Source organism: Kribbella sp. NPDC051586, assembly GCF_044453965.1.
Classification (GTDB): domain Bacteria; phylum Actinomycetota; class Actinomycetes; order Propionibacteriales; family Kribbellaceae; genus Kribbella.
The window spans coordinates 1,496,550-1,519,044 of record NZ_JBITDF010000003.1; the positions used below are offsets into that span (position 1 = coordinate 1,496,550).

Here is a 22,495-nt window from a genome sequence, read left to right on the forward strand (position 1 = left end):
ATCAGGATGACTTGCCAGGAAGGAACTCCTGGACCTTGGCCTTCACGCCCTCCTTGACCATGCCGACCCGATCGCTGTCACCGCGCACGATCGACTCCAGTGCCTTCTCCATCTGGTCCCAGGTCGCGTGTGGCGGGATCGGCGGTACGGCGGGATCGGTGCGGAACTCGACCACGCACGGCCGGTCCGCGCGCATCGCCTCGTCCCAGGCCGGCGCGACCTCCTCCGGCTTCTCCGCGGTCACCCCGTGCAGCCCGAGCAGCCGCGCGTACCCGGCGTACGGGAACTCCGGCAGTTGCTGAGAAGGCAGGAACTGGGGCGAGCCTCCCATCGCCCGCAGTTCCCACGTCACCTGATTCAGATCGTTGTTGTGCAGGACGGCGACCACCAGCCGCGGATCCGCCCAGTCCTGCCAGTACTTCGCGATCGTGATCAGCTCGTTGATCCCGTTCATCTGCATCGCGCCGTCCCCCACCAGCGCGTAGCACGGCCGGTCCGGCAGCCCGAACTTCGCGCCGATGACGTACGGAACTCCAGGCCCCATCGTCGCCAGCGTCCCGGACAGCGATCCCCTCATGTCGTCGCGGAACTTGATGTGCCGCGCGTACCAGTTCGCGGCCGAACCGGAGTCCGCCGCGAGAATGGCGTTCCCCGGCAGCCGCCCCGACAACTCGTGGAACACCAGCTCCGGGTTGATCGGATCGGCCGACGTGTGCGCCCGCCGCTCCATGATCTCCCACCAGCGCTCGACGTTCGACTCGATCCCCGACCGCCACGATCGGTCCTGTTTGCGCTGGACCAGCGGGATCAGCTCGCGCAACGTGCGGGCCGCGTCGCCGACCAGGTTAACCTCGAACGGGTACCGCATCCCGATCATCGTCGGGTCGAGGTCGATCTGGATCGCCCGCGCCTGGTCGAACGGCGGCAGGAACTGCGAGTACGGGAAGTTGGACCCGACGACCAGCAGCGTGTCGCAGTCCATCATCATCTCGTACGACGGCCGGGTGCCGAGCAGCCCGATCGAGCCGGTCACCCAGGGCAGGTCATCGCTCAGAACATCCTTGCCCAGCAGGGCTTTCGCGACACCGGCGCCGGTCATCTCCGCGAGCTCCGTGACTTCGTCGACCGCGCCGCGCGCGCCCTGCCCGACCAGGATCGCGATCTTCTCCCCCGCGTTCAGGATCTCCGCGGCCCGGTCGAGCTGGTCCGCGGCCGGGACCGGCGCCGACCAGCTCAGGTCCAGACTCGACGGCACCATCTTGAACGCGTGCGACGGCGCCGTGTACTCCAGCTCCTGCAGGTCCGACGGGATGATCAGCGCCGTGACAGTACGCCGGGAGGCGGCGATCCGGATCGCCCGGTCGAGCACGTTCGGCAACTGCTCGGCGACCATCACCGTCTCGCAGTAGTCGGAGGCGACGTCCTTGTAGAGCGTGTGCAGGTCGACCTCCTGCTGGTAGCTGCCGCCCATCGCGCTCCGGGCCGTCTGGCCGACGATCGCCACCACGGGCACATGGTCCAGCTTCGCGTCGTACAGGCCGTTGAGCAGATGGATCGCGCCCGGGCCGCTGGTCGCCGCACACACTGCGACCCGGCCGGTGAACTTCGCGTACCCGACCGCCTCGAAGGCCGCCATCTCCTCGTGCCGGGCCTGCACGAACCGCGGCTGGTTCTCTGCCTTCTCCCACGCCGAGAGCAGTCCGTTGATGCCGTCACCGGCGTACCCGAAGACATGGTCGACGCCCCAGTCGCGCAGGCGTTGGAGTACGTAGTCGCCAACTGTCGTGCTCATATCAATCCTCCTGATGGCCCGAGGCCATCCGCCAGTACCCGAGGCGTACCTGGACAAACCGGGTTTCGGCTGCGCCGCCGTGGTCACCGGGGAGGGAAACTCCGCTCTGTCGAGGAGGCGCGTCATCGTGGCGTCGCAGCAGCATCAGTCGGCTCCTGAGTCGGCTGCCGATGTGCTCAGTCATCTGGATACTCGTGTGCCGACGTCGTTCTACTGGTCGCTGACGCTGCTCGCGACCGTCGGCGGGTTCCTGTTCGGGTACGACACGGCCAACATCGGCTCGGTGGTGAACTTCCTGCCGTGGGATCTGGGCTCGCTCGCGCTCGGCTATCTGGTCGCCGGCGCATCCATCGGGGCCGCGGTCGGCGCCCTCGCCGCCGGACCGACGTCCGACCGGCTCGGACGCAAGTCGCTGCTCATCGTCGACGCCGGCATCTACGCGCTCGGTGCGCTGCTGTCCGCGTTCGCCTGGGACGCGTGGGTTCTGCTCTTCGCCCGGACCTTGATCGGACTCGCGATCGGAGCCGACTCCGCCATCGCGACGGCCTACATCGCGGAGTACGCGCCGAAGGCCCGCCGCGGAGCGCTCGGCATCCTGCAGCAGTGGATGATCACGGTCGGCATCCTGGTGTCGTACCTGATCGCCCTCGCGGTCCTGATCCCGCTCCCCCAGCACGCGCAGAGCTTCGACTGGCGCCTGCTGCTCGGTCTGGGCGCCGTACCGGCCCTCTTCGCGCTCGTCCTGCGGACCCGGATGCCCGAGTCGCCGCGCTGGCTGATGCGGCAAGGACGCTACGACGACACCCGGGCGGCGCTCGGCAAGCTGGGCGTCGAGGTGAGCGCCGACCAGATCGAGCGCAGCGCACAGGCCGTCGACGAGCAGGAACGTACGGCGGGCAAGGGGAAACAGCTGTGGACCCGCGGGGTGAAACGCGCGCTGGTCGTCGTCTCGGTGTTCTTCGTCTTCCAGCAGATCACCGGTATCAACCTGACGTTCTACTACGGGCCGAAGCTGATGGCGCCGTACCTGAAGACCGGTGACGACGAGGTCAAGGCCGCCATCGCCGCGGTCGCGGTCACGGCCGTGATGAGCGCCGTGAACGTGATCGCGACGTACTTCGCCTTCAAGTTCGTCGACAAGGTCGGCCGGCGGAAGCTCGCGATCAGCGGGTACGCCGTGATGGCCGCGGCGATGCTGCTCGGCGGGATCGGCGTCGGGCTCACCGACGGCATCACCCGGGTCGTGCTGATCCTGGTCGCACTGGACATCTTCATCGCCGCCTTCGCGATCGGTGTCGGCGGGACCGGCTGGCTGATCCAGGGCGAGTACTTCCCGACCGCCGTTCGCGGCCGGGCCGCCGCCATCGCCGCCTCGGCCGACTGGATCGCGAACTTCGCGCTGATCCTGCTGGTGCCGACGATGCTGAACGGCTTCGGGCTGGCCTGGCTGATGGTGCTGTTCGCTGTGCTTTCCGCGATCGCGGTGGTGTTCGTGGTCGCGTATCTGCCGGAGACCAAGGAGCTGTCGGTCGAGGAGATCACCGAGATCTTCGATCGTCAGGCCGCCAAGTGAAGGAGAATCAGGTGGGACAGGTCGTCGTGGTGACTGGGGCGAGTGGCGGGATCGGACGGGCCAGCGCGGTCGCGTTCGCGCGCCGCGGGGCGAAGGTCGCGCTGCTGGCGCGCGGCGAGACCGGCCTCGCGGCCGCCGTACAGGAGGTCGAGAGAGCCGGCGGTACGGCGCTGCCGATCGAGGTGGATGTCGCCGACCACGAGCAGGTGGACCTCGCGGCCGGACAGGTCGAGCGGGAACTCGGGCCGATCGACGTCTGGGTCAACGTCGCCTTCAGCTCGGTCTTCGCGCCGTTCCTCGAGATCGAGCCTGAGGAGTTCCAGCGGACCACGGACGTCACGTACCTCGGTTATGTGTACGGGACCCGCGCGGCGCTCGACCGGATGAAGCCACGCGATCACGGCACGATCGTCCAGGTCGGCTCGGCGCTGGCCTATCGCGGGATCCCGCTGCAGTCGGCGTACTGCGGGGCGAAGCACGCCATCCAGGGGTTCCACGAATCCCTCCGCTGCGAGTTGCTCCACGACAAGTCGAACGTGCGCGTCACGATGGTGCAGATGCCGGCCGTGAACACACCTCAGTTCTCCTGGGTGCTCTCCCGGCTGCCCAAGCACCCGCAGCCGGTGCCGCCGATCTACCAGCCCGAGGTCGCCGCGGACGCCGTTGTGTACGCCGCGGATCATCCGCGGCGGCGCGAGTACTGGGTCGGCGCCTCGACGGCCGCCACCCTGATCGCGAACAAGTTCGCCGCCGGGCTCCTGGACCGCTATCTGGCCCGGACCGGGTACAAGTCGCAGCAGAGCGACGCGCCCGCCGAGAAGCCGGCGAATCTGTGGGCTCCCGCAGATGAAGACCGCGACTACGGTGCGCACGGCGTGTTCGACGACCGCTCGACGAACCGCAGCTACCAGGTCTGGGCGTCACGGCACCGAGGCGTGGTCGGCGCACTCGCCGCCGGCGCGGCCGCCGCGACCGTCTACTTGGCTCGCAGCCAGCGATAGCCGTCGCGCGATCGGGAACGGCGCGATCGGGAACGGCGCGATTGGGGACCGTGGCATCGGGCACCCGATGGGTGAGCGACGTCATCGGAGGTGCGCGTGAAGATCGGATATTTCCTCTCCAGCGAGGAGTACACGCCCGCCGAGCTGATCGAACAGGCTCGGATGGCCGAGGAGGCCGGGTTCGACGGGTTGTGGATCAGTGACCATTTCCATCCGTGGAACGACGAGCAGGGCCAGAGCGCGTTCGTCTGGTCGACGATCGGCGCGCTCTCGCAGGTGTGCGAGCTGCCGGTGACGACGGCGGTGACCTGTCCGACGGTCCGGATCCACCCGGCCGTGATCGCCCAGGCGGCCGCGACCAGCGCCGTACTGCTGAACGGGCGGTTCACGCTCGGGGTCGGGACCGGCGAGGCGTTGAACGAGCACGTGCTCGGGTCCGTCTGGCCGACGATCGACGTCCGGCTGGAGATGCTCGAGGAAGCGGTCGAGATCATGCGCCGGCTGTGGACCGAGGACGGGTTCGTCAGCCACCACGGCAAGCACTACACCGTCGACACGGCCCGGATCTACACCCGGCCGCAGCAGCCGCTGCCGATCTACATGTCCGGATTCGGGCCTGAGGCAACCGACGTCGCGGCGCGGATCGCCGACGGCTACATCACCACGACCCCGGACCGGGACCTACTGCGGCGGTTCCGCGACCACGGCGGCGGGGACAAGCCGACACAGGCCGGTTTCAAGGTCAGCTACGCGCCGACCGAGGCCGAAGGCGTCGACCAGGCCCACCGGATCTGGGGCAACTCGGGCCTGCCCGGTGAGCTCTCCCAGGTGCTCCCTTCACCCCGGCACTTCGAGCAGGCCAGCCAGTTGGTGACGAAGGAGTCCACGGCCCAGTCCGTCGCCTGCGGCCCGAAAGCGGACGTCCACGTCAACGCGTTCACGCCGTACTTCGAGGCCGGCTTCGACGAGGTGTACGTCGCCAACATGGGCCCGCACACCGTCGACATGATGAACCTCTACCGCACCGAGATCCTCCCCGAACTCCGCCTCCGCAAGGAGCACCCCCATGACTGACCAGACCGACCGGTCCGACCAGAAACTAAGCGAGCACGAAGCGTGGACGACGATCGACGTCGCGCCGAACATCGTCTTCGACCGGCTGTCCGACCTCGACCGCCTCCCCGGCTACCTGCCGTGGCTCACCGAGCTGCACCCGACGGCGTCCCGCCCGGTCGAGGCCCAGGGCCCGGAGGCGCGCCGGCCGCACCAGGCCGTGCACCAGGAGGTTGACATGACCGCCGGCGACTCGCGCCAGGAGGGGTGGGTCGACGTCCTCGACGAGGACCGCATCCTGCGATGGGGTACGGAGGAGCCAAGCGACTACCAGGGCGAACTGGTGGTCGACTTCGTCGCCGACGGCACGTCGAAGCTCACGGTCCGCCTCCGGACCAGCCACGACGACGGCGTCGACGCGGAGCTCGGGCAGGTGCTGACGGAGCTCAAGACCACCCTGGAGCAGGAGAGCGCGACCCCGGAGAGCGCCCCGGAAGCCTGATTGCGGAACCTGGTGGGGTCCCGGTAGCGGTCGTCGGTGCTGACAGAGGGTAGGATGGTCTCTCGATCGCGCATTCAGGAGCGGTGAATTCTGAGCCGTGTTCCTGGGGGACCTTCTGGACGGCCCACTGCATGTCACTGCGTGGCGTCTCGTCGGTGGTTCGGTCCTCGCGCGGTCCGGCGTTCCGCCACGGCTCCGTCGTGGCACGACACAGGAGGAAACGTTGGCCCGACGAGGTCAGCGCCAACCCGGCGCTACCCGTTCCGCACCCCGTCGACGGCGTCGTGTCCGCGACGGCGAGTCAGACGGTCTGATCCAGGTCCTCGCACAGGCCGTGCGCGAGGTCGAAGGCGCGGTCACCCGCGGCGCGAGCAAGCCGTCGACCCGGACGAAGTTCCAGGTCGTCGCGCTGCTGGTCCGCGAGGAGCGGGCCCGGGTCAACGGCGCGGAGTCCGCCACCGAGGCGTACCGCACCGAGCAGCTCCGGCGGCTCGACGGCATCGCCACGATCCTGGCGAAGACCGCCGCGCTGGACCCGACGCTGCTCGGCCTGCTGGCCGAGGACGCGGTGATCTCGGAAGCCGCGGCCGCCCTGCGGCGGCAGATGCTGGACGACGCGGGCATCGAGGTGCCCGAGGAGCCGGAGCCGGCCCAGCCGGTCACTCCCCCGGACACCCAGGCCCGGCGGGTGGTGCCGCAGGCCGTCGTGTCCCGGCAGCTCGCCAACCCGTTCCTGGCCCCGGACTTCTCCAGCGCTCCGCCCCGCCCGGCCCACACCGGCCGGCTGGCGGGCTGGGAGCTGATCGGCCCGCTGCTCCGGTCGTTCGAGCACGCCGGCGCCTCCGCGAGCATGCACCTGCCCGACTCGACGTCCCTGCAGCTGAGCGGTGGCATCGACTCGCTCCGGCTCCGCGGTCTTGAGCTGATGCCCCACCAGGCCGGCCTGATCGCGGCTGCGGCCGCCGGTCACCGGACCTTCCTGCTCGCCGACGAGCCGGGTCTCGGCAAGACGGCGCAGGCCCTGCTCGCCGCCCAGGCCGCCGACGCGTACCCCCTGCTCGCCGTCGTCCCGAACGTCGTGAAGACGAACTGGGCCCGGGAGGCCGGCCTCTGGACGCCGCGCCGTACGCCGACTGTCATCCACGGTGACGGCGACACCATCGACGGCTTCGCCGACATCGTCGTGGTGAACTACGAGGTCCTCGACCGGCACGTCGGCTGGCTGGGCGACCTCGGTTTCCGCGGCATGGTCGTGGACGAGGCGCACTTCATCAAGAACAAGAAGTCCCAGCGCTCACGCAACGTGCTCGAGCTCTCGAGCCGGATCCGCAACCGGACCGTCCGCCCGCTGCTGATGGCCCTGACCGGTACGCCGCTGATCAACTCGATCGAGGACTTCACCGCGATCTGGGAGTACCTCGGCTGGATCGACGAGAAGGCCCCGCGCGCCGAGCTGATGGAGAAGCTCGACGACACCGACCTGACGCCGGCCGACCCGGGCTTCGCCGCGGCCGCGCGGGCGAGCGTGATCGACATGGGCATCGTCCGCCGCCGCAAGGTGGACGTGGCCGCGGACATCCCGGCCCGCCGGATCGCCGACCTGCCGGTCGAGCTGGACGGCGCCGTCGGCCGCTCGATCCGGGCCGCCGAGCGTGAGCTCGCCGACCGCCTCGTCGAGCGGTACCGCACCGCGCTCGAGACCCGCCGGTCCGGTGTCGTCGTGGACGGTATCGACCACGACCTGGTCCGCCAGGTGGCCGGCTGGGAGCGGGCCGAGATGGCGACCAAGAAGACCGGCGAGAACGTGTTCAGCCTGTTCCGCCGGATCGGTCAGGCCAAGGCCGGCCTGGCCGCGGACTACGCCGCCCAGTTGGCGCAGAACGTCGGCAAGGTGGTGTTCTTCGCCCGGCACATCGAGGTGATGGACGCCGCCGAGGAGCTGTTCGCCGAGCGCGGCATCCGGTTCTCCTCGATCCGCGGCGACCAGACGGCGCGGACCCGGCAGAAGAACATCGATGCCTTCGTCAACGATCCCGAGGTCTCGATCGCGGTCTGCTCGCTGCTGACCGCGGGCGTCGGCCTGAACCTGCAGGTCTCCTCGAACGTCGTCCTCGCCGAGCTGTCCTGGACCAACGCCGAGCAGACCCAGGCGATCGACCGGGTGCACCGGATCGGACAGGACGAGCCGGTCACCGCGTGGCGGATCATCGCCGCGCAGACCATCGACACCCGCATCGCCGACCTGATCGACGCCAAGGCCGGCCTCGCCGCCAAGGCCCTCGACGGCTCCGACGAGGAGGTGGGTGCCTCGGCGGACTTCCAGCTCGAGGCCCTCGCCGCCCTCCTCACCCAGGCCCTGGAGTCTGCTGGTTGATCTAGCCAGACGTGTTCCCGGCGGCGGTGATCTCCACGCAGCACTCACCGCCGTCGGGATCCAGGACCGCCTCGACCGTGTTCGCCTGCAGACCGGACAGCATCCCGGTCAGGAACGCGTGGTTGATGCCGCAGACCGCCTCCGGCTGCGCCTGCGCCAGCGGATGGAACGGGCAGCTGTGCAACCGCACACAGGCAGGCCTCGGCCGCACCAGCTCGAACCCTGCCCGCGTCAGAGTTGCCTCGGACAAGGTCAGCGCCCGCTCGGCACTCAGCCGGCCCGGGCGTGACCGGGTGCGTTCCTCCGCACCCGCCCGCTCCCCGCGCCGGAACGCCGCGTGCCGCGCGGACTCCAGCGGGCTGCCCTGCTCGTCGCTCAGCACCCCGTCGAGCAGGATCTCGGCGAGCAGGTCCGGCAGCCGCGGCGGGATCGACACCTTCAGGTCGGCGTCGACCGGCTCGTAGAGCTTCGGCGCCCGCCCGACCTTCCGCAGCCGTCCCGCGTGGTCGAAATGCGCCCGCAGCAGCCCGGCCCCGACCAGCCGCTCCAGATGGAACGCGGCCAGCTTCCGCGAGATCCCCACCTCGGCGGCCGCCTCGTCCCGGCTGACCGGCCGCCCGGCCCGCCGGCAGAACTCGAACATCCGGCGCCGGGTCGCGTCGCTGAGCGCCGCGACCGCCTCGATCGCCCGGTCGTTCACCCTGCTCACGATAACGGAAATGTACATCGGCGCGAAGCGAGATCTTGACCGTTCGACGTGAATAAGACCAAACTCGGTTGGTGAAAAGGAGGCCCGATGTCCGACCGGCAGACGGCAGCTAAACACCCTGTGAGCGGCCTGCTCACCGGCCCGTACGGGCACCCGTTCCACCCGATCCTGGTGACGGTCCCGATCGGTACGTGGGTGGCGAGCTTCGTCTTCGACATCGGGTCGCGGGCGGCGCCGGACGCGTCGTACCTGGTCAGGTCGTCGGTCTGGCTGATCGTGATCGGTATCGTCGCCGCGCTGGCGGCGGCGAGCATCGGCCTGCTCGACTTCTTCACCATCCCGGCCGGTACGCCGGCGTTCCGGACCGGATTGATCCACCTGGTCCTGAACGTCGCCATCACAGCGGCGTACGCCGGCAACGCGCTGTGGCGCCGCAGCGAGGACGACCAGGTCGCGATCGGCCCGATCGTCCTGTCGGCCGTCAGCTTGATAGCCCTGTCGGTCTCGGGCTACCTCGGGGGCAAGCTGGCGTTCCGGTACGGCGTACGCGTGGCCGAGGAGCACGACCAGGCCGAAGGATTCGAATCGAGGAGCTGACATGGGTATCGCAGCACTCATCACCTGGCTCATCACCGCCCTCGGCGGCTTCTACCTGCTGTTCACCTGGATCAGCAAGGGCGGGCCGAACAAGCCCAGCACGAGCCGCTTCCGGCCCGCGCTGATCTTCAGCCACTTCGCCCTGGCCGCCATCGGGCTGGTCCTGTGGATCATCTACGTGATCGTCGACAACGACACGCTGGCCTGGATCGCATTCGTCCTGCTCGTCCCGGTGGCTCTGCTCGGTCTGGCCATGTTCCGTCGGTGGCTGCCGACGTACCGGAACCGGGCCGCAGCCGCCGCGGACGCTCCGGCCGAGAAACACTTCCCGGTCGCGATCGTCGGCGGGCACGGGCTGTTCGCCGTGATCACCGTCGTGCTGGTCCTGCTGACGGCGCTAGAGGTCGGCGGGAGCTGAAGTCAGCTCCCCCACCGGCAGCTCGACGTCGACCCGGTTGGTGGCCGGGGCGAGCGGGCAGGTCCATTCGGGGCTGTAGGCGCACGACGGGTTGTAGGCGAAGTTCAGGTCGACGACGAGTCGCCCCTCGGTGAGGTCGCCGCCGAGGTCGGCACCCTTGACGCTGTCGATCAGGTAGCGGCCGCCGCCGTACGTCGACCTGCCGGCCAGGCTGTCCTTGAGCGGGACGAAGAGACCCCCGCCGTACGACTCCAGCCACCACACGTCGAGGTCCCCGACCCCCGGCAGGTGCAGTACGCCGACCAGTGAGAACGGGATCACGCCGTCGGTGGCCGACTCGAACTCCCACCGATCCGGCTTCACGTCGGTGTCGATCACCGCGTCGAACCGCAACTCAGGGCGATAGGCACCCACCGGCGCACCGCTGTACGCCGAACGCTGGTCGAGCGGCACCGGCGAGGCCGGGTGATTCATCAGGAGGTCGTCCCGGCCGGCCCGCCACAGTGCGTGTCCGGCGACCGGGTCGCCTTCGGCGCGGACCGACTGGTACAGCGCGAACACGCGCCGCCGCCAATCGGCGACGGCCAGCGCGGGTACGGCGAAATCCACTATGTCTCCCGTTAGCTCTTGAGGGCTTGCGCGGACTTCGCCCAGTTGTCGTGCAGGCGGTCCAGGTAGGACCGGGCCTGCGAGCCGGCCTTCCGGCCGCGGGCGAAGATCCGCATGTTGCCGCCGCCGGCGTTGTAGCCGAGGGCAAGCAGTTCGTCCTTGGTGTAGAGGCCGGCGCGCTTGCTCGGCAGCCGCCCGGCCAGATCGTGCAGGTGCCACGCGGCGGCCTCGACCGCGAGCGCCGGGTTGTCCGGCAACTCCTCCCACTTGCGCTTCGCGAAGTCCCGCCCGCGTTTGGTCTCGTCGAACGCGGGGCGGTGCATGTTGGCGATCCCGAACGCCGGGTCGGAGTCGACCTGGGCCCATTGCCGCTCGAACTTCGGGTCGTGCGGCTTGTAGGCCTCGTTGTACAAGATTGCCATCAGCAACTGTGGGTTGATCCCGGCTTGCTTGGCGTAACGGCGTACCTCGGGCGCGAACCGGGCCGGATCGTAGTCGTCATACCAGGGCTTCGCGCTCGTGGCGGAGGCCGCCGATGGCGCCGGCTTGGTGGCTGTCGGCTGCGTCTTCGGCGCGGAAACCGGCTTGGGGTCCTTGTCCGAGCACGCCGCCCAGACGCCGACCAGAAGGACCCCGACCGCCACCCACGACCAGCGCTTCGCCACCTGCACCCCACCAACTTAGCCGTACGGCGAAGCCTCGCTGTCCAAGGAACGCAACTTTTCCACCAACTGCGGCAGATCCGCGCCGACGCGGACATCCTGGCCGCATGATGTGACGACGGCAGCCGGGTGGTCCGGAGGGGGGCCACCCTCTGCCGTTCAGTAGAGGGACGACCCCCAGATGACTCTGATGGACCCGACCGAGGAGAGCGCCGCCTCGGCGTTCGCCCACCTCGCGGTCGAGTTGCACGACGCGACCGGGCTCGAGGAGACGGTCGACGCCGTCGTCCAGTTCGCTTTGCAGGCACTCAGCTGCACGTACGCCGGCATCGCCCTGACCGCCCGCGGCGCGCGGCCGGAGATCGCGGCGGTCACCGACCCCGTGGTCGCCGAGGTCTACGGGCTGCAGATCGACCACCAGAGCGGCCCGCTGATGACCGCGATGCGGGAGCGGCGGCCGGTGCTGATCCGGGACACGCTCGCCGACGATCGCTGGCCGGAGTGGGCGGCGAAGGTCGCGGCGCTCGGGGTCCGCAGCGTTCTCGACGTACCGCTGGCGACCAGCAGGACGGTCGGTGTGCTGGGTCTGTACAGCCCGGATCCGGACGCCTTCGCCGCCGACGACGAGGCGGTCGCGCACATCCTGGCCCGGCACGCGTCGGTCGCGCTCGCGTCCGCCCGCCACGAGGCGACGATGGCGCAGGCGATCGATGCCCGGAAGCTCGTCGGGCAGGCGATGGGGATCCTGATGGAACGCTTCGACATCGACGGGGAACGGGCGTTCGCCGTCCTGAAGCGGTACTCGCAGGACACCAACACCAAGCTGCGTGACGTCGCTCAGCAGCTGATCGACACCCGCAGGCTGCCTTAGCCTTACCGGGCCAGCGTGGTGCTCGGCAGTTCGCCGTACTGCTCGAGGTACGCCGCCGCCATCCGGCCGTGATGATGGAAGCCCCAACGGACCGCGATCTCGGCGACCGTGCGCTCGGCCGGAACGGCAGCCACCAGCTCCGAACGGACCTCGGCCAGCCGCAGCCGGCGCAGCTCGCCGAGTGGCGTCGCCCCGACGTGTCGCTGGAAGGCCGTCTGCACCGCCCGGACGGTGACGCCGGCCGCGGCCGCGATGTCGGCGATCGTGATGGCCTGATCGAGGTGCGACTCCATGAAGGCCAGCGCCCGCCGGACCGTACTGGGACGCGGGTCGGCGCTGCCCCGTTCGTCCATCGCGGTGTTCGGGAAGGCTGCGAGCACGCTCGAGGCGAGCAACTGCGAGACCGACGCGAGCACCAACGGAGATGCCTGGACGGCGGGATTGGGCAGCACCTGATCGCCGATGTAGGCGATCGTCCTGGACAGATGGCGGGCCGCCGGGCGGGAGTGCGGCCGGTGCGACAGCAGCCGGACCGGCGCGTCGTCCTTGCGGCCGGCGCCCGCGACCCGGGTCAGCAGCGCGGGATCGAACATCGTGATGGTGTACCCCGACCGGCAGACCTTGCCCGCGTACGACCGGTCCGGCGGCGCGAACGAAACCAGGTCCCCCGGCCCGAATCCGTCCTCCCACCCGTCGGTGGCGTGGTCCTCGATGCTGCCCGACACCACCTCGCACAGGCAGATCTTGCCGAGCGGATCGGCGTCGTAGCTCATCTCGAAGCCGATCTCGAGCCGGTCGATGCTGATCGAGTCCGCGGCCGCCCGTGAGATCCGCGTCCGTACGTCGCTCGCCCGGCCACCGATCTGCATCTTGGTGTAGGCGCGGTTGAGGAACTCCTCCGTCTTGGCGAGGTCCCTGCTCTCGAAATGCATCGACTCCATCGGCCCATAGTGCATGCCGACCGCCCGCTTCACCACCGGCGCATGGCCTCCGATTCTTAGCGCCAGGTAGCCATGCGTTTGTTTCAATCAGGCGTTGCCCGACAGCCGCCGAGCGCCGGCGACACATTGGAAAGCGCTTGCTAGAGTGAGCGGGTGATCTACGAGCTGAACCACGTCGGCGGCCGGGTGCAGGATCTCGATGCGAGCTTGTCGTTCTACGACCGCCTCGGCGCGGAGGTGGTCGACCGGTTGTTCATGACCAATTCGCGGGTCCACCGGGTGCATCTGCAGGTCGCCACGGGCCTGGTCGAACTGCTCCACCACGAGGCGTCCGACCCACAGGCGACGTACGGGCTGAACCACGTCGGCTTCATGACCGACGATCTCGACGGCGACTACGCCCGGTTGACGGCGCTCGGGTACGGCGAGATCTCCTCGCCCCGGGTCGCGGGCAGCGGTCAGGGGCGACTCGCGTTCCTGTCCGACCCGAACGGCGTCCGGGTCGAGCTGCTGCAGCGCTCCGAGGAGTTCCGCGTCCCGCCGATCACCTCGGGTCCGGTGCAGGGCCTGTCGTACGTCGGCCTGGCCGCGCCCGACGTCGACGCGGCGGTCGAGTTCTACGGCACTCATCTGGGCATGCAGCGCGTCGCCGACGACACGTTCCGGCTGGGCGCGGATGCGGTGAAGCTCGTGCCGACAGCCAAGGCGTCGATCGATCACCTCGGCCTGACTGCCTCGAAGCCCGGCGCCGACGCACAGGATCCAGACGGCAACCGCGTCGTGTTCCTGCCCGCCGCGTAGCCGCCCCATAACGCCAGCCTGTCGCGCGTCTAGCCTGGGGGTCGTGTTCGACTACGACGCCGAGATGCAGTTCTACCGCCCGCACTTCCAGGCGGCGTGTGCGGTCCGGGCCGAAGACCGGGTGCTCGACGTCGGCTGCGGTGGCGGGCAGACAACGCGGGACGCGGCGGCCGATGCGGCGCGGGTGCTCGGTGTCGACCTCTCGGAGCGGATGCTCGAACACGCCCGCCGTCAACCGTTGCCGAACGTGACCTATCTGCTGGCCGACGCCGCGACGTACGACTTCGAGTCTTTCGACCTGATCATCAGCCGGTTCGGCGTGATGTTCTTCGAGGACCTGGTCGGCGCTTTCACCAATCTGCGGCGGGCGCTCCGTCCAGGTGGCCGGCTCGTGGCGCTGGTGTGGCAGCCGCGCGCGGACAACGAGTGGGCGCGGATGATTCCGGAGGCGATCGGCGGGACGTTCCGGGACGAGTCGCCGTTCGCGCTCGGTTCGGAGACCGTCACGCGGGAGATCCTGACAGCCGCGGGGTTCGCCGGGTCGAGCTTCACGTCGGTTCGCGAGCGGCTCTACTACGGCGCCGATGCCGAGACGGCGTACGACAACGTGCTCCGGCTCCGTGAGCCGCAGGCGCTGCTGGCAGAGCTCTCGCCCGTGGCCGCCGAGAAGGCGCGGGAGGCCTTGCGTGCGACGCTCGCGGCTCACGACACCGGCAACGGCGTCCTGTTCGACTCGGCCGCCTGGATCATCCGGGCCGAGTGACGCGCGTCACATCTTGGTGTGTCGCATCCGCCGGGTGCTGCTCGACGCGGTGGCATAGGCAGTCAATCGACCAAGGAGCATCAGATGCGTACCCTCATCACCACCGCCTTCGTCTCTCTCGATGGTGTCGTCGAGGCTCCCGGCGGCGAGCCGGGCTACCGGAACTCGGGCTGGACCTTCAAGGACGTCCCGTTCGACGAGGCCGCGTACGAGATCAAGGGCAGCGAGCAGGCCGAGGCGACCGCGCTGCTGCTCGGCCGGGTCAGCTACCAGTCGTTCGCGCCGGTCTGGCCGGGGATGACCGAGGACTTCGCCGGCTACAACGCGATGCCTAAGTACGTCGTGTCGACCACACTGCAGGACAGCGACCTGGTGGCGAACTGGGGCGAGACCACCATCCTGCGATCGCTCGACGACGTCGCCGCGCTCAAGGAGACCGAGGGCGGCCCGATCATCGTCAACGGCAGCGCCACCCTCAACCGCAACCTCTCCGACGCGGGCCTGATCGACCGCTACCACCTGCTCGTCTTCCCCGTCCTCCTCGGCGCCGGCAAGCGTCTCTTCAGCGACGCCGACCGCGACAAGCTGAACCTGACCCTCGCCGCCAGCGCCTCCTACCCCAACGGCATCCAGAAACTCGTCTACGACGTCAAGCACTGACTCACCGGATTGTCCGGGCCGTGCTCTACGGTTCCGGCATGGGGAGACTCGAGGAACCACCACATGCCCGGACGGCACGCCATGCCCGGTGAAACCCCCGAGGACTACTTGCGTCGGGTCGATCCGGTGCTGGCGAAGATTGTCGACGACGTGATCCGGGCCGAGGGCACACCGTTGTCGGACAGCCCTGACACCGGCGTGCCCGATCTGCCCTCCGAGCACTACGGCGTACTCCTGCGGGCGATCGTCGGGCAGAACATCTCGAACCTCGCCGCTCAGGCCATCTTCCGGCGGATTGTCGAGCGGTACGGCGGTCGCGCGCCCACGCCCGAGGAGCTGCTGGCCGACGAGCCTGACGAGCTCCGGACCGCGGTGGGCTTGTCGCATGCCAAAACCGCTTCGCTCCGGTCGCTGGCCGAGCACGTGATCTCGGGCGAGCTGGAGCTGGACAAGCTGCCGGATCTCCCGGACGACGAGGTGGTCGCTCAGCTCACCGCGATCAAAGGGATCGGGCGATGGACGGCGGAGATCTTCCTGATCTTCCACCTGCGCCGGCCGGATGTGCTCGCCGTCGGAGACCTGGAGATCCGGCGGACCGTCGAGACGGCGTACGGCTTGTCCGAGCTGCCCAAGCCTGCCGAGGTCGAGGAGCTGGGGAAGGCGTGGCGGCCGCAGCGCACGCTGGCCGGGCTGTATCTCTGGCGCTGGCGAGCGGTCCGTCGGGCGGAGGGATGATGGCGCGGTGATGTGTCGATGAGAGATCGATGAGCGATATCGCCGGCCTGGCCCGGGAGCGGCTCGGGTTCGACGCGCTGCGGCCGGGCCAAGAGGACGCCGTGCGCGCGGTGCTCGACGGACGCGACACGCTTGCGGTCCTCGCCACCGGGACGGGTAAGACCGCGATCTACCAGCTCGCCGGGCTGGCACTCGGCGGCGTGACGGTCGTCGTGAGCCCTCTCGTGGCGCTCCAGCGCGACCAGCTGCGGGCGCTGTCCAAAGGCGGCGTCGAGGTTGCTGAGCTGAATGCGACCGACCGTGCCGGTGGACGGGCGGCGCGGGAGCTGCTGGTCAGTGGCGGGCCGGGATTCGTGTTGATGTCGCCGGAGCAGCTGACGCATGCCGACGTACTCGAGCTGCTGGCCGCCTCCCGGCCGAGGCTGGTCGCGGTGGACGAGGCGCACCTGGTGAGTGAGTGGGGTGAGGACTTCCGGCCGGACTACCTCCGGCTGGCAGCCGCGATTCACGCGATGGGGCGTCCGCCGGTGCTTGCCCTGACCGCGACGGCCGCCCCGCCGGTGCGCAAGCAGATCGTGCACCGGCTCGAGCTGACCGAGCCGGTGGTCGTCGTCGGCGGGTTCGACCGGCCGAACCTCAACCTCGCCGTGTTCACGTTCGCCGACGACGACACCAAGAACCGCCGCCTGCTGAGCCACGTCCGGTCGGCCCGCGGCCCAGGCATCGTGTACGTCGCCACGCACCGGCACGCCGAGGAGCTCGCGAGTGATCTCAATACCGCCGGCGTGTCCGCGCAGGCGTACCACGCCGGGCTGTCGGCCAAGCAGCGTCGCGAGGTGCAGGACACGTTCCTCGCCGGCGACTGCCGCGTGGTGGTGGCGACGATCGCGTTCGGGATGGGGATCGACAAGCCCGACATCCGCTGGGTCAGTCACGCCGAGGCGCCGGCGTCGATCGACGCCTACTACCAGGAGATCGGCCGCGCGGGCCGCGACGGCGAACCGGCCGACATCGAGCTTTTCTTCCGGCACGCCGACCTCGGCCTGAACCGCTTCTTCGCCTCGGGCGGCGTCACCGACGAGGACCTGCTCGCCGTCGCGAGCGCCATCCACGAGCACCGGCCCGCGAACATCGCCGACCTGGCCGCCGCGACCCACCTCAGCGCCGCCCGGGTCGAGCGCGCGCTCGGCCGGCTGACCGACGCGCGGGTTGTTGCCATCGGCCACCAGTTCCACCTGGCCCCGCGCGTCGACGTCGACAAGGCCGTCGCCGCCGCGTCCGCCGTCGAGCACGATCGCCGTGAGGTCGCCCGGTCCCGGGTCGAGATGATGTCGACGTACGCGGAGTACGGCGGCTGCCGCCGCGAGTGGCTGCTGAGCTACTTCGGCGAGCAGTACGACGGCCCGTGCGGGAACTGCGACAACGATCTGGCGGGTCGTACGGCGGCGCCGCCCGAGGAGCAGCCGTTCCCGGTCGGCAGCCGTGTCACCCACCGGACCTTCGGGCCCGGTCTGGTCGAGCACTACGACGGCACGACGATGACCGTCCTGTTCGATCGCCTCGGCTACAAGGAACTCCGCACCGCGTTCATGATCCACAACCAGCTCCTGGAAGCCGAATGACGATCGACGTACGTCCCGCGACTGTCTTCGAGGACGTCCGCGCGGTCATCGGCCCGAAGTCGCCGACCGCGACGGTCTGTTTCTGCCTGAGCTACCGCATCCCGTCGAAGCTGAACAACTCGCTCAAGGGTCAGGCCCGCGCTGAGTACGTCGCCGAGCTGTGCAACGCGAGGCCCGCACCCGGAGTCCTGGCGTACGACGGGGACACCCCGGTCGGCTGGGCCGCGATCGCACCGCGCGCGGCGACGAACTTCGCCCGCAACCGGAAGATCCCGCACGTCGACGATCTGCCGGTCTGGTCGCTCTGGTGCATCCGGGTCCGTCCCGGCCATCGGGGCAAGGGCATCTCCCACGCACTCATCGCCGGCGCCGTCGATTTCGCCCGCGCCAACGGTGCCCCGGTCGTCGAAGCCTATCCCCTCGACAACGGCGACGAGAAGGTCGACCTCACCATGGCGTACGCCGGTATCCGCAAGAACTTCGAGCAGGCCGGCTTCACCAAGTCCGCCGACACGACCTCCGTCCTGGCCGGCCACCCCCGTATCCTGATGCGCTTCGACATCAGCCCCTGAGTGCGAACGACAGCAACGTGATGTTGTGCGGCGGGAACTCGTAGCTGCTGTCGGGCAGGTCGATCACCCCGAGGTCGCGGAGTACGACCTGGTCCGGGTGGCTGAGGGTGTTGGAGGCGAGGACGTCGTCGGCCCCCAGTTGTTTCACGCCGGCCCGCGTCGGCAAGGCGTCTCGATGGCCGTCGAGCGTCAGGCCGGCGCGGATCGCCGCGTCGCGGTGACGGTTGATGACGGCCAGTTGGAGCGTCTTGCCGTCGGTGGATCGAGTCGCCGAGACGTCGAGGTCCGGGACGGTGGCTGGGCGCGTCCGGAAGTCGCCCTGGCGGTCCCGCTCGTCACCCTGGCGAACGGCTGCGAGGCGGCTCGGCGAGCGTACGTCGGCGTCGAGCGCGATCGGTCCGAGGTGGTTCTGGTAGAGATCCCAGACGTGGTAGGTCGCCGCTCGGACGGCACCACCCGGGCGGGCGACGACGACACCGTTGGCATTGAGCAGATTGACCGTGTTGGCCATCGTCACCGGGACCTCGCGGCCGGCGGCCCGGTGCAGTGCGTGGAAGACACCGGCGTAGAACAGCGCGTCGGCGAGCGTTCTCGGGCTCCAGCGGTTCACCCGATGCGCCGGGTACGTCGGCAGGCCGTCGACGTCGCGCGCGACGGTGCCCCCGTCGTCGGACGGCCGCGGGACGGGCCAACCGGCCGGTTCGACGTGGCGGATGTTCCATTCGTCCAGCGCGAGCCCGATCGGTCGCCTCGCGCGTGCCGCGACCAGGTCGGAGTACTCCACGATCTGCTGCTCGAAATAGAGTGACTGGGCAACGATCTCGTCGTACTCCGTCGCACCGTCGACCAGCTGGGTCGTCGAGCCGTACAGGTGGAACGACAGATAGTCGATCTGGTTGCCGACGGCACCTAGTACGGTCTCGGTCCAGCGTTCGTCCAGCTTCCCGACGCCGATGAACTTCAGCCCCGGGTCGACTGCTCGCATGAAGCGGGCGTTCTCGGCGGCATCGGCGGCGTAGGCCTCGGCGCTGCGATGCCCCATCTGCCAGTCGCCGTACACCTCGTTGCCCAGTCCCCAGTACTTCACGCCGTACGGCTCCCGCCCACGCTTGCGGGTGTACTCCGTGTCGCCGCCGTAGTTGGTGTACTCGACCCAGCGCACCGCTTCGTCGACATCGCGGCAGCTGTGGGCGAGATACGGCTCCGTGCCGACCTCGAGGCACCAGGCAAGGAATTCGTCGGTGCCGAAGTGGTTGTCCTCCTCGGAGCCCCAGGCCAGCTCGAGCCGCCGCGGCCGGGACGCGCGCGGGCCGATCCCGTCCTCCCAGTGGTACGCCGACGTGAAGTTGCCGCCCGGCCAGCGCACGATCGGGAGACCCAGCTCCTGGCACAGCTTGATCACGTCCGTCCGCAGACCACTGCGTACGTCGTTCCCGTCGTACGCGAGCGGAGAGCCCTCGTCGAAGACGCCGCCCTGGATGTTGCCGAAGAAGGCCGACTCCAGGAAATGGCCGTAGATCATCGGATCGATGGAGTGGCTCCGGTCGGGCCGGACGTTGATCTGTGCGGGCTCAGTCACCGGCTTGCCTCCTGGTCGAGTGCGCTGAGCGCGGTGTCGTAGCTCTTGCCGCCGACCTCGAACATCGAGGTCATCCAGTGGTAGAAGTTGTCGCCACGCTCCCGGAGTACGTCGTACAGGCGGGTTGTCAGCTCACGGCGTACCGCCGCCAGTTCGGGATGCCGGTAGCGGTTGTGCAGTTCGTCCGGATCGGTGGACAGGTCGTACAGCTCGTTGACGTCGGCCGGGTTGACGACGAGCTTGTAGCGGTCGGTCCGGATCATCCGCTGCGGATACGGGAAGTGGTGGCCGTGGAACTCGGCGACGACCTCCGTCGGCCAGTCGCCGGGACGCTCCCCCGCGATCAACGGCAGCAGCGACCGGCCCTGGTAGTGCTCCGGCGGCTCGACGTCGGCCAGCTCGAGGAACGTCGGCGTCAGGTCGGTCAAGGTCGCGAACGCGTCCTCGACCTGCCCGGCCGGCAGACCCGGGACACTGACGATCAGCGGAACGCGATAGATGTCGTCGTACATCGCCGGTCCCTTGTCGTGCAGGCGATGTGCGCCGGTGAACTCGCCGTGGTCGGCGGTGAACAGTACGGCGGTGTCGTCGGTTAGTCCGAGTTCGCCGACGACGGCGACGATGCGGCCGATCTGCTCGTCGATGAGCGTGACGTACCCCCAGTACGCCGCGACGAGCTCGCGCCAGCGGTCGGGGCCGATGCTGTCGTAGGTCCAGTGCGACGAGTAGTGCTGCTGGACGCGTGGTTTGCCGGCGAAGGTTTCGGCGACCGAGGCGGGGAGCTCGACCCGCGCGGCGTCGTACCGGAAGTAGTAGTCCTCGGGCAGGAGGTACGGCAGGTGGGGGCCGAACCAGTTGCAGGTGAGGTAGAACGGGCGGCCGTCGGCGGCGAAGCGGCGGAGTTGCTCGATGGTGCGCTCGGCGAGGAAGTACTCGAACGTCGCCTCGACCGGCTGCTCGAGGATGCCGGCCAGCAGGTTGCCCGGCTCGCCGTTGGCGAAGGTCCCGCGGACGGGGTTGCGTACGCTGAACGGTGGGTAGCCGTGCTCGGCGAGGTAGCTGAGGTAGTCGGGATGATCGACGGCGTTGCCCCAGCCCGGGTAGTGCTCGCCTTCGTAGCCGAAGTCGCGCGGGCCTTTGTCCTTGCCGACATGCCACTTCCCGACGTGGCCGCGTTGGTAGTCCGGCAGGTAGTGGGCGAAGACGGGCAACGTGTCGTCGAGCTCTTCGCGGTAGCCGACGTTGCGTTCGTAGTTCGCGAGCAGGGTGTGGCGGTACGGGAGTACGCCGGTCTGCAGGGTGGCGCGGGCCGGCGTACAGATCGCGGTCGGGGTGAAGCCGTTGGTGAAGCGGGTGCCGGACGCGGCGAGGGCGTCGAGCGACGGGGTCTCGCAGATTTGGTTGCCGTAGCACCCTAATGTGTCGACGCGGTGCTGGTCGGTCATCAGGAGCAGGATGTTCTTCGCCACTCGGCCTCCTCGGGTGGGGTGGTGAGCACGAGCGCGATCCCGCCGCGGGCGGCGGCGTCGTACCCGAGCGCTGCTTGCTCGACTCGCAGGCTGCGGTGGACCTGTGTGTGGGTGTACTCGCGGAGGGCTGCGCGGAGCGGGTCGAACAGATCCTCCCCGGCGCCGGTCATCTCACCGCCGACGACGACCGCCTCCGGGTTGACGGTGTTGCAAGCCGCAGCCAGGACCTCCCCGATGCGGGTCGCCACGGTCGTCATCGAGTCTCGGGCCTGGATCAGCTTCTCGAAGCCGCCGTACTCGTCGATCAGACCGGACAGATATTGCTCCAGGCAACCGCGACCGCCACACGAGCACCGCGGCCCGTCGCGGTCGACGCTGATGTGACCCAGTTCCCCTGCCGCTCCCCCGGCCCCGGCCAGCAGACGCCCACCCAGCACCAGCCCGCCACCGACGCCGTACGAGAGCCGCAGGTACAGCACGCTCTCCACCCCGGCCCCGGCGCCCCAGGTAGCCTCCGCCAACGCGGCAAGCCGAGTGTTGTTGTCCACGAACACCGGTACGCCGAACCGCGCAGCCAGCTCATCGCGCACCAGCGCGCTCCGGTCGGATGTACCGGCTGGTGGAACGGGACCGACAACTCCTACTCCAAGCCCGGCGAGCGACGCGAGTGAGAGCTGGTGGCGGGCGGTCAGCTCATCAACCAGCCCGATCGCGAGCTCGACCCGCCGCGCCCATGGCGTGCGTTCCGCACACGTGATCCCGTCCGATGCGACGATCTCGTGCGCGACGTTCGCGACAGTCACGTGAATCCGCCGGTGCCCCAGGTCCATCCCCACCGCAAGCCCACCCGCCGGGTTCAACCCGACCAACGACACCGGCCGCCCGCGCCCGCGAACCCGGCCGGCGGCCACCTCCACCGCCTCACCCGTGGGTCCACCGGCCGCCGCCTCGGTGACGGCTTGCTTGGCGAGGAGGGTCTGGACGATCGAGGAAAGGGTGGCTCGGGAGAGGTTCGTGCGGGTGGTCAGTTGGGCCCGGGTGAGTGGGCCTTGGGTGCGTAGGGCAGTGAGGACCCGCTCCTCGTGTGATTCCCGGAGCAGGCGCAGCGGACCGGGCGACGTGGTTCCCACGAATCCGACTCTGGTCGGTGTGGCGCATTTTTGTCAACAGTCCGGATTTAATACACTGGGAC

The 22,495-nt window shown here is 69.3% G+C and carries 22 protein-coding genes; 14 read left to right on the forward strand and 8 right to left on the reverse strand.

From position 1 onward, the window contains the following. Nucleotide 1: 1 nt before the first annotated feature. The gene (locus ACIA58_RS25865) at nucleotides 2-1,792 is read right to left on the reverse strand and encodes a thiamine pyrophosphate-requiring protein (RefSeq protein WP_396406334.1); all 1,791 of its coding nucleotides are present in this window, start codon (nucleotides 1,790-1,792) and stop codon (nucleotides 2-4) included. Nucleotides 1,793-1,805: 13 nt separating this feature from the next. Here ACIA58_RS25865 and ACIA58_RS25870 point away from each other — a divergent pair, with 13 nt between their 5' ends. The 5 genes from ACIA58_RS25870 to ACIA58_RS25890 all read left to right on the forward strand — a co-directional run bounded on the left by ACIA58_RS25870 (nucleotide 1,806) and on the right by ACIA58_RS25890 (nucleotide 8,295). Further along, a complete protein-coding gene (locus ACIA58_RS25870; RefSeq protein WP_396406335.1) occupies nucleotides 1,806-3,365 on the forward strand; it encodes a sugar porter family MFS transporter in 1,560 nt (519 codons plus the stop codon). An 11-nt stretch (nucleotides 3,366-3,376) separates the two neighbouring features. Then, nucleotides 3,377-4,366, forward strand: a complete 990-nt coding sequence (locus tag ACIA58_RS25875; protein ID WP_396406336.1) for an SDR family oxidoreductase — start codon at nucleotides 3,377-3,379, stop codon at nucleotides 4,364-4,366. A gap of 96 nt (nucleotides 4,367-4,462) precedes the next feature. Beyond that, nucleotides 4,463-5,440 carry a TIGR03557 family F420-dependent LLM class oxidoreductase gene (locus ACIA58_RS25880; protein WP_396406337.1) on the forward strand — a complete coding sequence of 326 codons (978 nt, stop codon included), beginning with the start codon at nucleotides 4,463-4,465 and terminating at the stop codon, nucleotides 5,438-5,440. Further along, a complete protein-coding gene (locus tag ACIA58_RS25885; RefSeq protein ID WP_396406338.1) occupies nucleotides 5,433-5,921 on the forward strand; it encodes an SRPBCC family protein in 489 nt (162 codons plus the stop codon). Before ACIA58_RS25880 ends, ACIA58_RS25885 begins: the two co-directional genes overlap by 8 nt. Before the next feature lie 334 nt (nucleotides 5,922-6,255). After that, the gene (locus ACIA58_RS25890) at nucleotides 6,256-8,295 is read left to right on the forward strand and encodes a DEAD/DEAH box helicase (protein ID WP_396406339.1); all 2,040 of its coding nucleotides are present in this window, start codon (nucleotides 6,256-6,258) and stop codon (nucleotides 8,293-8,295) included. Between the two features lies 1 nt (nucleotide 8,296). Here the strand turns inward: ACIA58_RS25890 and ACIA58_RS25895 are convergent, their stop codons facing one another. Continuing rightward, complete coding sequence (locus tag ACIA58_RS25895) at nucleotides 8,297-9,004, reverse strand: helix-turn-helix transcriptional regulator (RefSeq protein ID WP_396406340.1); 708 nt, start codon at nucleotides 9,002-9,004, stop codon at nucleotides 8,297-8,299. 87 nt (nucleotides 9,005-9,091) lie between these two features. On the opposite strand from ACIA58_RS25895, the gene ACIA58_RS25900 reads away from it, so the two are divergent. Next, entirely contained in the window at nucleotides 9,092-9,601 is a 510-nt protein-coding gene (locus tag ACIA58_RS25900) for a DUF2231 domain-containing protein (protein ID WP_396406341.1), read from the forward strand. A gap of 1 nt (nucleotide 9,602) precedes the next feature. Beyond that, nucleotides 9,603-10,019 (forward strand): hypothetical protein, encoded by a 417-nt coding sequence (locus tag ACIA58_RS25905; RefSeq protein ID WP_396406342.1) that lies wholly within the window; start codon nucleotides 9,603-9,605, stop codon nucleotides 10,017-10,019. Here the strand turns inward: ACIA58_RS25905 and ACIA58_RS25910 are convergent. Together ACIA58_RS25910 and ACIA58_RS25915 are read right to left on the reverse strand one after the other, a co-directional pair. Continuing rightward, entirely contained in the window at nucleotides 9,999-10,628 is a 630-nt protein-coding gene (locus tag ACIA58_RS25910; RefSeq protein ID WP_396406343.1) for a DUF1684 domain-containing protein, read from the reverse strand. The genes ACIA58_RS25905 and ACIA58_RS25910 overlap by 21 nt on opposite strands. Nucleotides 10,629-10,639: 11 nt before the next feature. Next, nucleotides 10,640-11,299 (reverse strand): transglycosylase SLT domain-containing protein, encoded by a 660-nt coding sequence (locus ACIA58_RS25915; protein ID WP_396406344.1) that lies wholly within the window; start codon nucleotides 11,297-11,299, stop codon nucleotides 10,640-10,642. 172 nt (nucleotides 11,300-11,471) lie between these two features. Between ACIA58_RS25915 and ACIA58_RS25920 the strand changes: the two genes are divergently transcribed. After that, nucleotides 11,472-12,161, forward strand: coding sequence for a GAF and ANTAR domain-containing protein (locus tag ACIA58_RS25920; protein WP_396406345.1), 690 nt, complete (start codon nucleotides 11,472-11,474; stop codon nucleotides 12,159-12,161). 2 nt (nucleotides 12,162-12,163) lie between these two features. On the opposite strand, the gene ACIA58_RS25925 is transcribed toward ACIA58_RS25920, so the two are convergent. Next, on the reverse strand, nucleotides 12,164-13,102 hold the full coding sequence (locus ACIA58_RS25925; RefSeq protein ID WP_396406346.1) for a helix-turn-helix domain-containing protein: 939 nt from the start codon (nucleotides 13,100-13,102) through the stop codon (nucleotides 12,164-12,166). Nucleotides 13,103-13,255: 153 nt separating this feature from the next. Here ACIA58_RS25925 and ACIA58_RS25930 point away from each other — a divergent pair, with 153 nt between their 5' ends. From ACIA58_RS25930 to ACIA58_RS25955, 6 genes are all read left to right on the forward strand, one after another. Continuing rightward, on the forward strand, nucleotides 13,256-13,903 hold the full coding sequence (locus ACIA58_RS25930) for a VOC family protein (protein WP_396406347.1): 648 nt from the start codon (nucleotides 13,256-13,258) through the stop codon (nucleotides 13,901-13,903). A gap of 43 nt (nucleotides 13,904-13,946) precedes the next feature. Beyond that, a complete protein-coding gene (locus ACIA58_RS25935; protein ID WP_396406348.1) occupies nucleotides 13,947-14,666 on the forward strand; it encodes a class I SAM-dependent methyltransferase in 720 nt (239 codons plus the stop codon). A gap of 84 nt (nucleotides 14,667-14,750) precedes the next feature. Next, nucleotides 14,751-15,326, forward strand: a complete 576-nt coding sequence (locus ACIA58_RS25940; protein ID WP_396406349.1) for a dihydrofolate reductase family protein — start codon at nucleotides 14,751-14,753, stop codon at nucleotides 15,324-15,326. Between the two features lie 63 nt (nucleotides 15,327-15,389). After that, nucleotides 15,390-16,061 carry a DNA-3-methyladenine glycosylase family protein gene (locus ACIA58_RS25945; RefSeq protein WP_396406350.1) on the forward strand — a complete coding sequence of 224 codons (672 nt, stop codon included), beginning with the start codon at nucleotides 15,390-15,392 and terminating at the stop codon, nucleotides 16,059-16,061. Nucleotides 16,062-16,090: 29 nt separating this feature from the next. Next, the gene (locus tag ACIA58_RS25950) at nucleotides 16,091-17,683 is read left to right on the forward strand and encodes a RecQ family ATP-dependent DNA helicase (RefSeq protein WP_396406351.1); all 1,593 of its coding nucleotides are present in this window, start codon (nucleotides 16,091-16,093) and stop codon (nucleotides 17,681-17,683) included. After that, on the forward strand, nucleotides 17,680-18,255 hold the full coding sequence (locus tag ACIA58_RS25955; protein ID WP_396406352.1) for a GNAT family N-acetyltransferase: 576 nt from the start codon (nucleotides 17,680-17,682) through the stop codon (nucleotides 18,253-18,255). The genes ACIA58_RS25950 and ACIA58_RS25955 overlap by 4 nt, the downstream gene beginning before the upstream one ends. Here ACIA58_RS25955 and ACIA58_RS25960 read toward each other — a convergent pair. Genes ACIA58_RS25960 through ACIA58_RS25970 form a run of 3 tightly spaced genes read right to left on the reverse strand, consistent with a single transcriptional unit; the run spans nucleotide 18,245 to nucleotide 22,433 of the window. Next, a complete protein-coding gene (locus ACIA58_RS25960) occupies nucleotides 18,245-19,834 on the reverse strand; it encodes an alpha-L-arabinofuranosidase C-terminal domain-containing protein (RefSeq protein WP_396406353.1) in 1,590 nt (529 codons plus the stop codon). The two genes, ACIA58_RS25955 and ACIA58_RS25960, sit on opposite strands and share 11 nt — an antisense overlap. Next, nucleotides 19,831-21,303, reverse strand: a complete 1,473-nt coding sequence (locus tag ACIA58_RS25965) for a sulfatase-like hydrolase/transferase (protein ID WP_396406354.1) — start codon at nucleotides 21,301-21,303, stop codon at nucleotides 19,831-19,833. The genes ACIA58_RS25960 and ACIA58_RS25965 overlap by 4 nt, the downstream gene beginning before the upstream one ends. Next, nucleotides 21,279-22,433 (reverse strand): ROK family protein, encoded by a 1,155-nt coding sequence (locus tag ACIA58_RS25970; protein WP_396406355.1) that lies wholly within the window; start codon nucleotides 22,431-22,433, stop codon nucleotides 21,279-21,281. Before ACIA58_RS25970 ends, ACIA58_RS25965 begins: the two co-directional genes overlap by 25 nt. Nucleotides 22,434-22,495: the final 62 nt, after the last annotated feature.

Excerpts from the sequence above, each read along its gene's own strand:
- ACIA58_RS25865 (WP_396406334.1), bottom strand. The coding sequence starts at position 1,792 with ATGAGCACGACAGTTGGCGACTACGTACTCCAACGCCTGCGCGACTGG.
- ACIA58_RS25870 (WP_396406335.1), top strand. The coding sequence starts at position 1,806 with ATGGCCCGAGGCCATCCGCCAGTACCCGAGGCGTACCTGGACAAACCG.
- ACIA58_RS25885 (WP_396406338.1), top strand. The coding sequence starts at position 5,433 with ATGACTGACCAGACCGACCGGTCCGACCAGAAACTAAGCGAGCACGAA.
- ACIA58_RS25900 (WP_396406341.1), top strand. The coding sequence starts at position 9,092 with ATGTCCGACCGGCAGACGGCAGCTAAACACCCTGTGAGCGGCCTGCTC.
- ACIA58_RS25905 (WP_396406342.1), top strand. The coding sequence starts at position 9,603 with ATGGGTATCGCAGCACTCATCACCTGGCTCATCACCGCCCTCGGCGGC.
- ACIA58_RS25920 (WP_396406345.1), top strand. The coding sequence starts at position 11,472 with ATGACTCTGATGGACCCGACCGAGGAGAGCGCCGCCTCGGCGTTCGCC.
- ACIA58_RS25925 (WP_396406346.1), bottom strand. The coding sequence starts at position 13,102 with ATGGAGTCGATGCATTTCGAGAGCAGGGACCTCGCCAAGACGGAGGAG.
- ACIA58_RS25940 (WP_396406349.1), top strand. The coding sequence starts at position 14,751 with ATGCGTACCCTCATCACCACCGCCTTCGTCTCTCTCGATGGTGTCGTC.
- ACIA58_RS25945 (WP_396406350.1), top strand. The coding sequence starts at position 15,390 with ATGCCCGGACGGCACGCCATGCCCGGTGAAACCCCCGAGGACTACTTG.
- ACIA58_RS25950 (WP_396406351.1), top strand. The coding sequence starts at position 16,091 with ATGAGCGATATCGCCGGCCTGGCCCGGGAGCGGCTCGGGTTCGACGCG.
- ACIA58_RS25955 (WP_396406352.1), top strand. The coding sequence starts at position 17,680 with ATGACGATCGACGTACGTCCCGCGACTGTCTTCGAGGACGTCCGCGCG.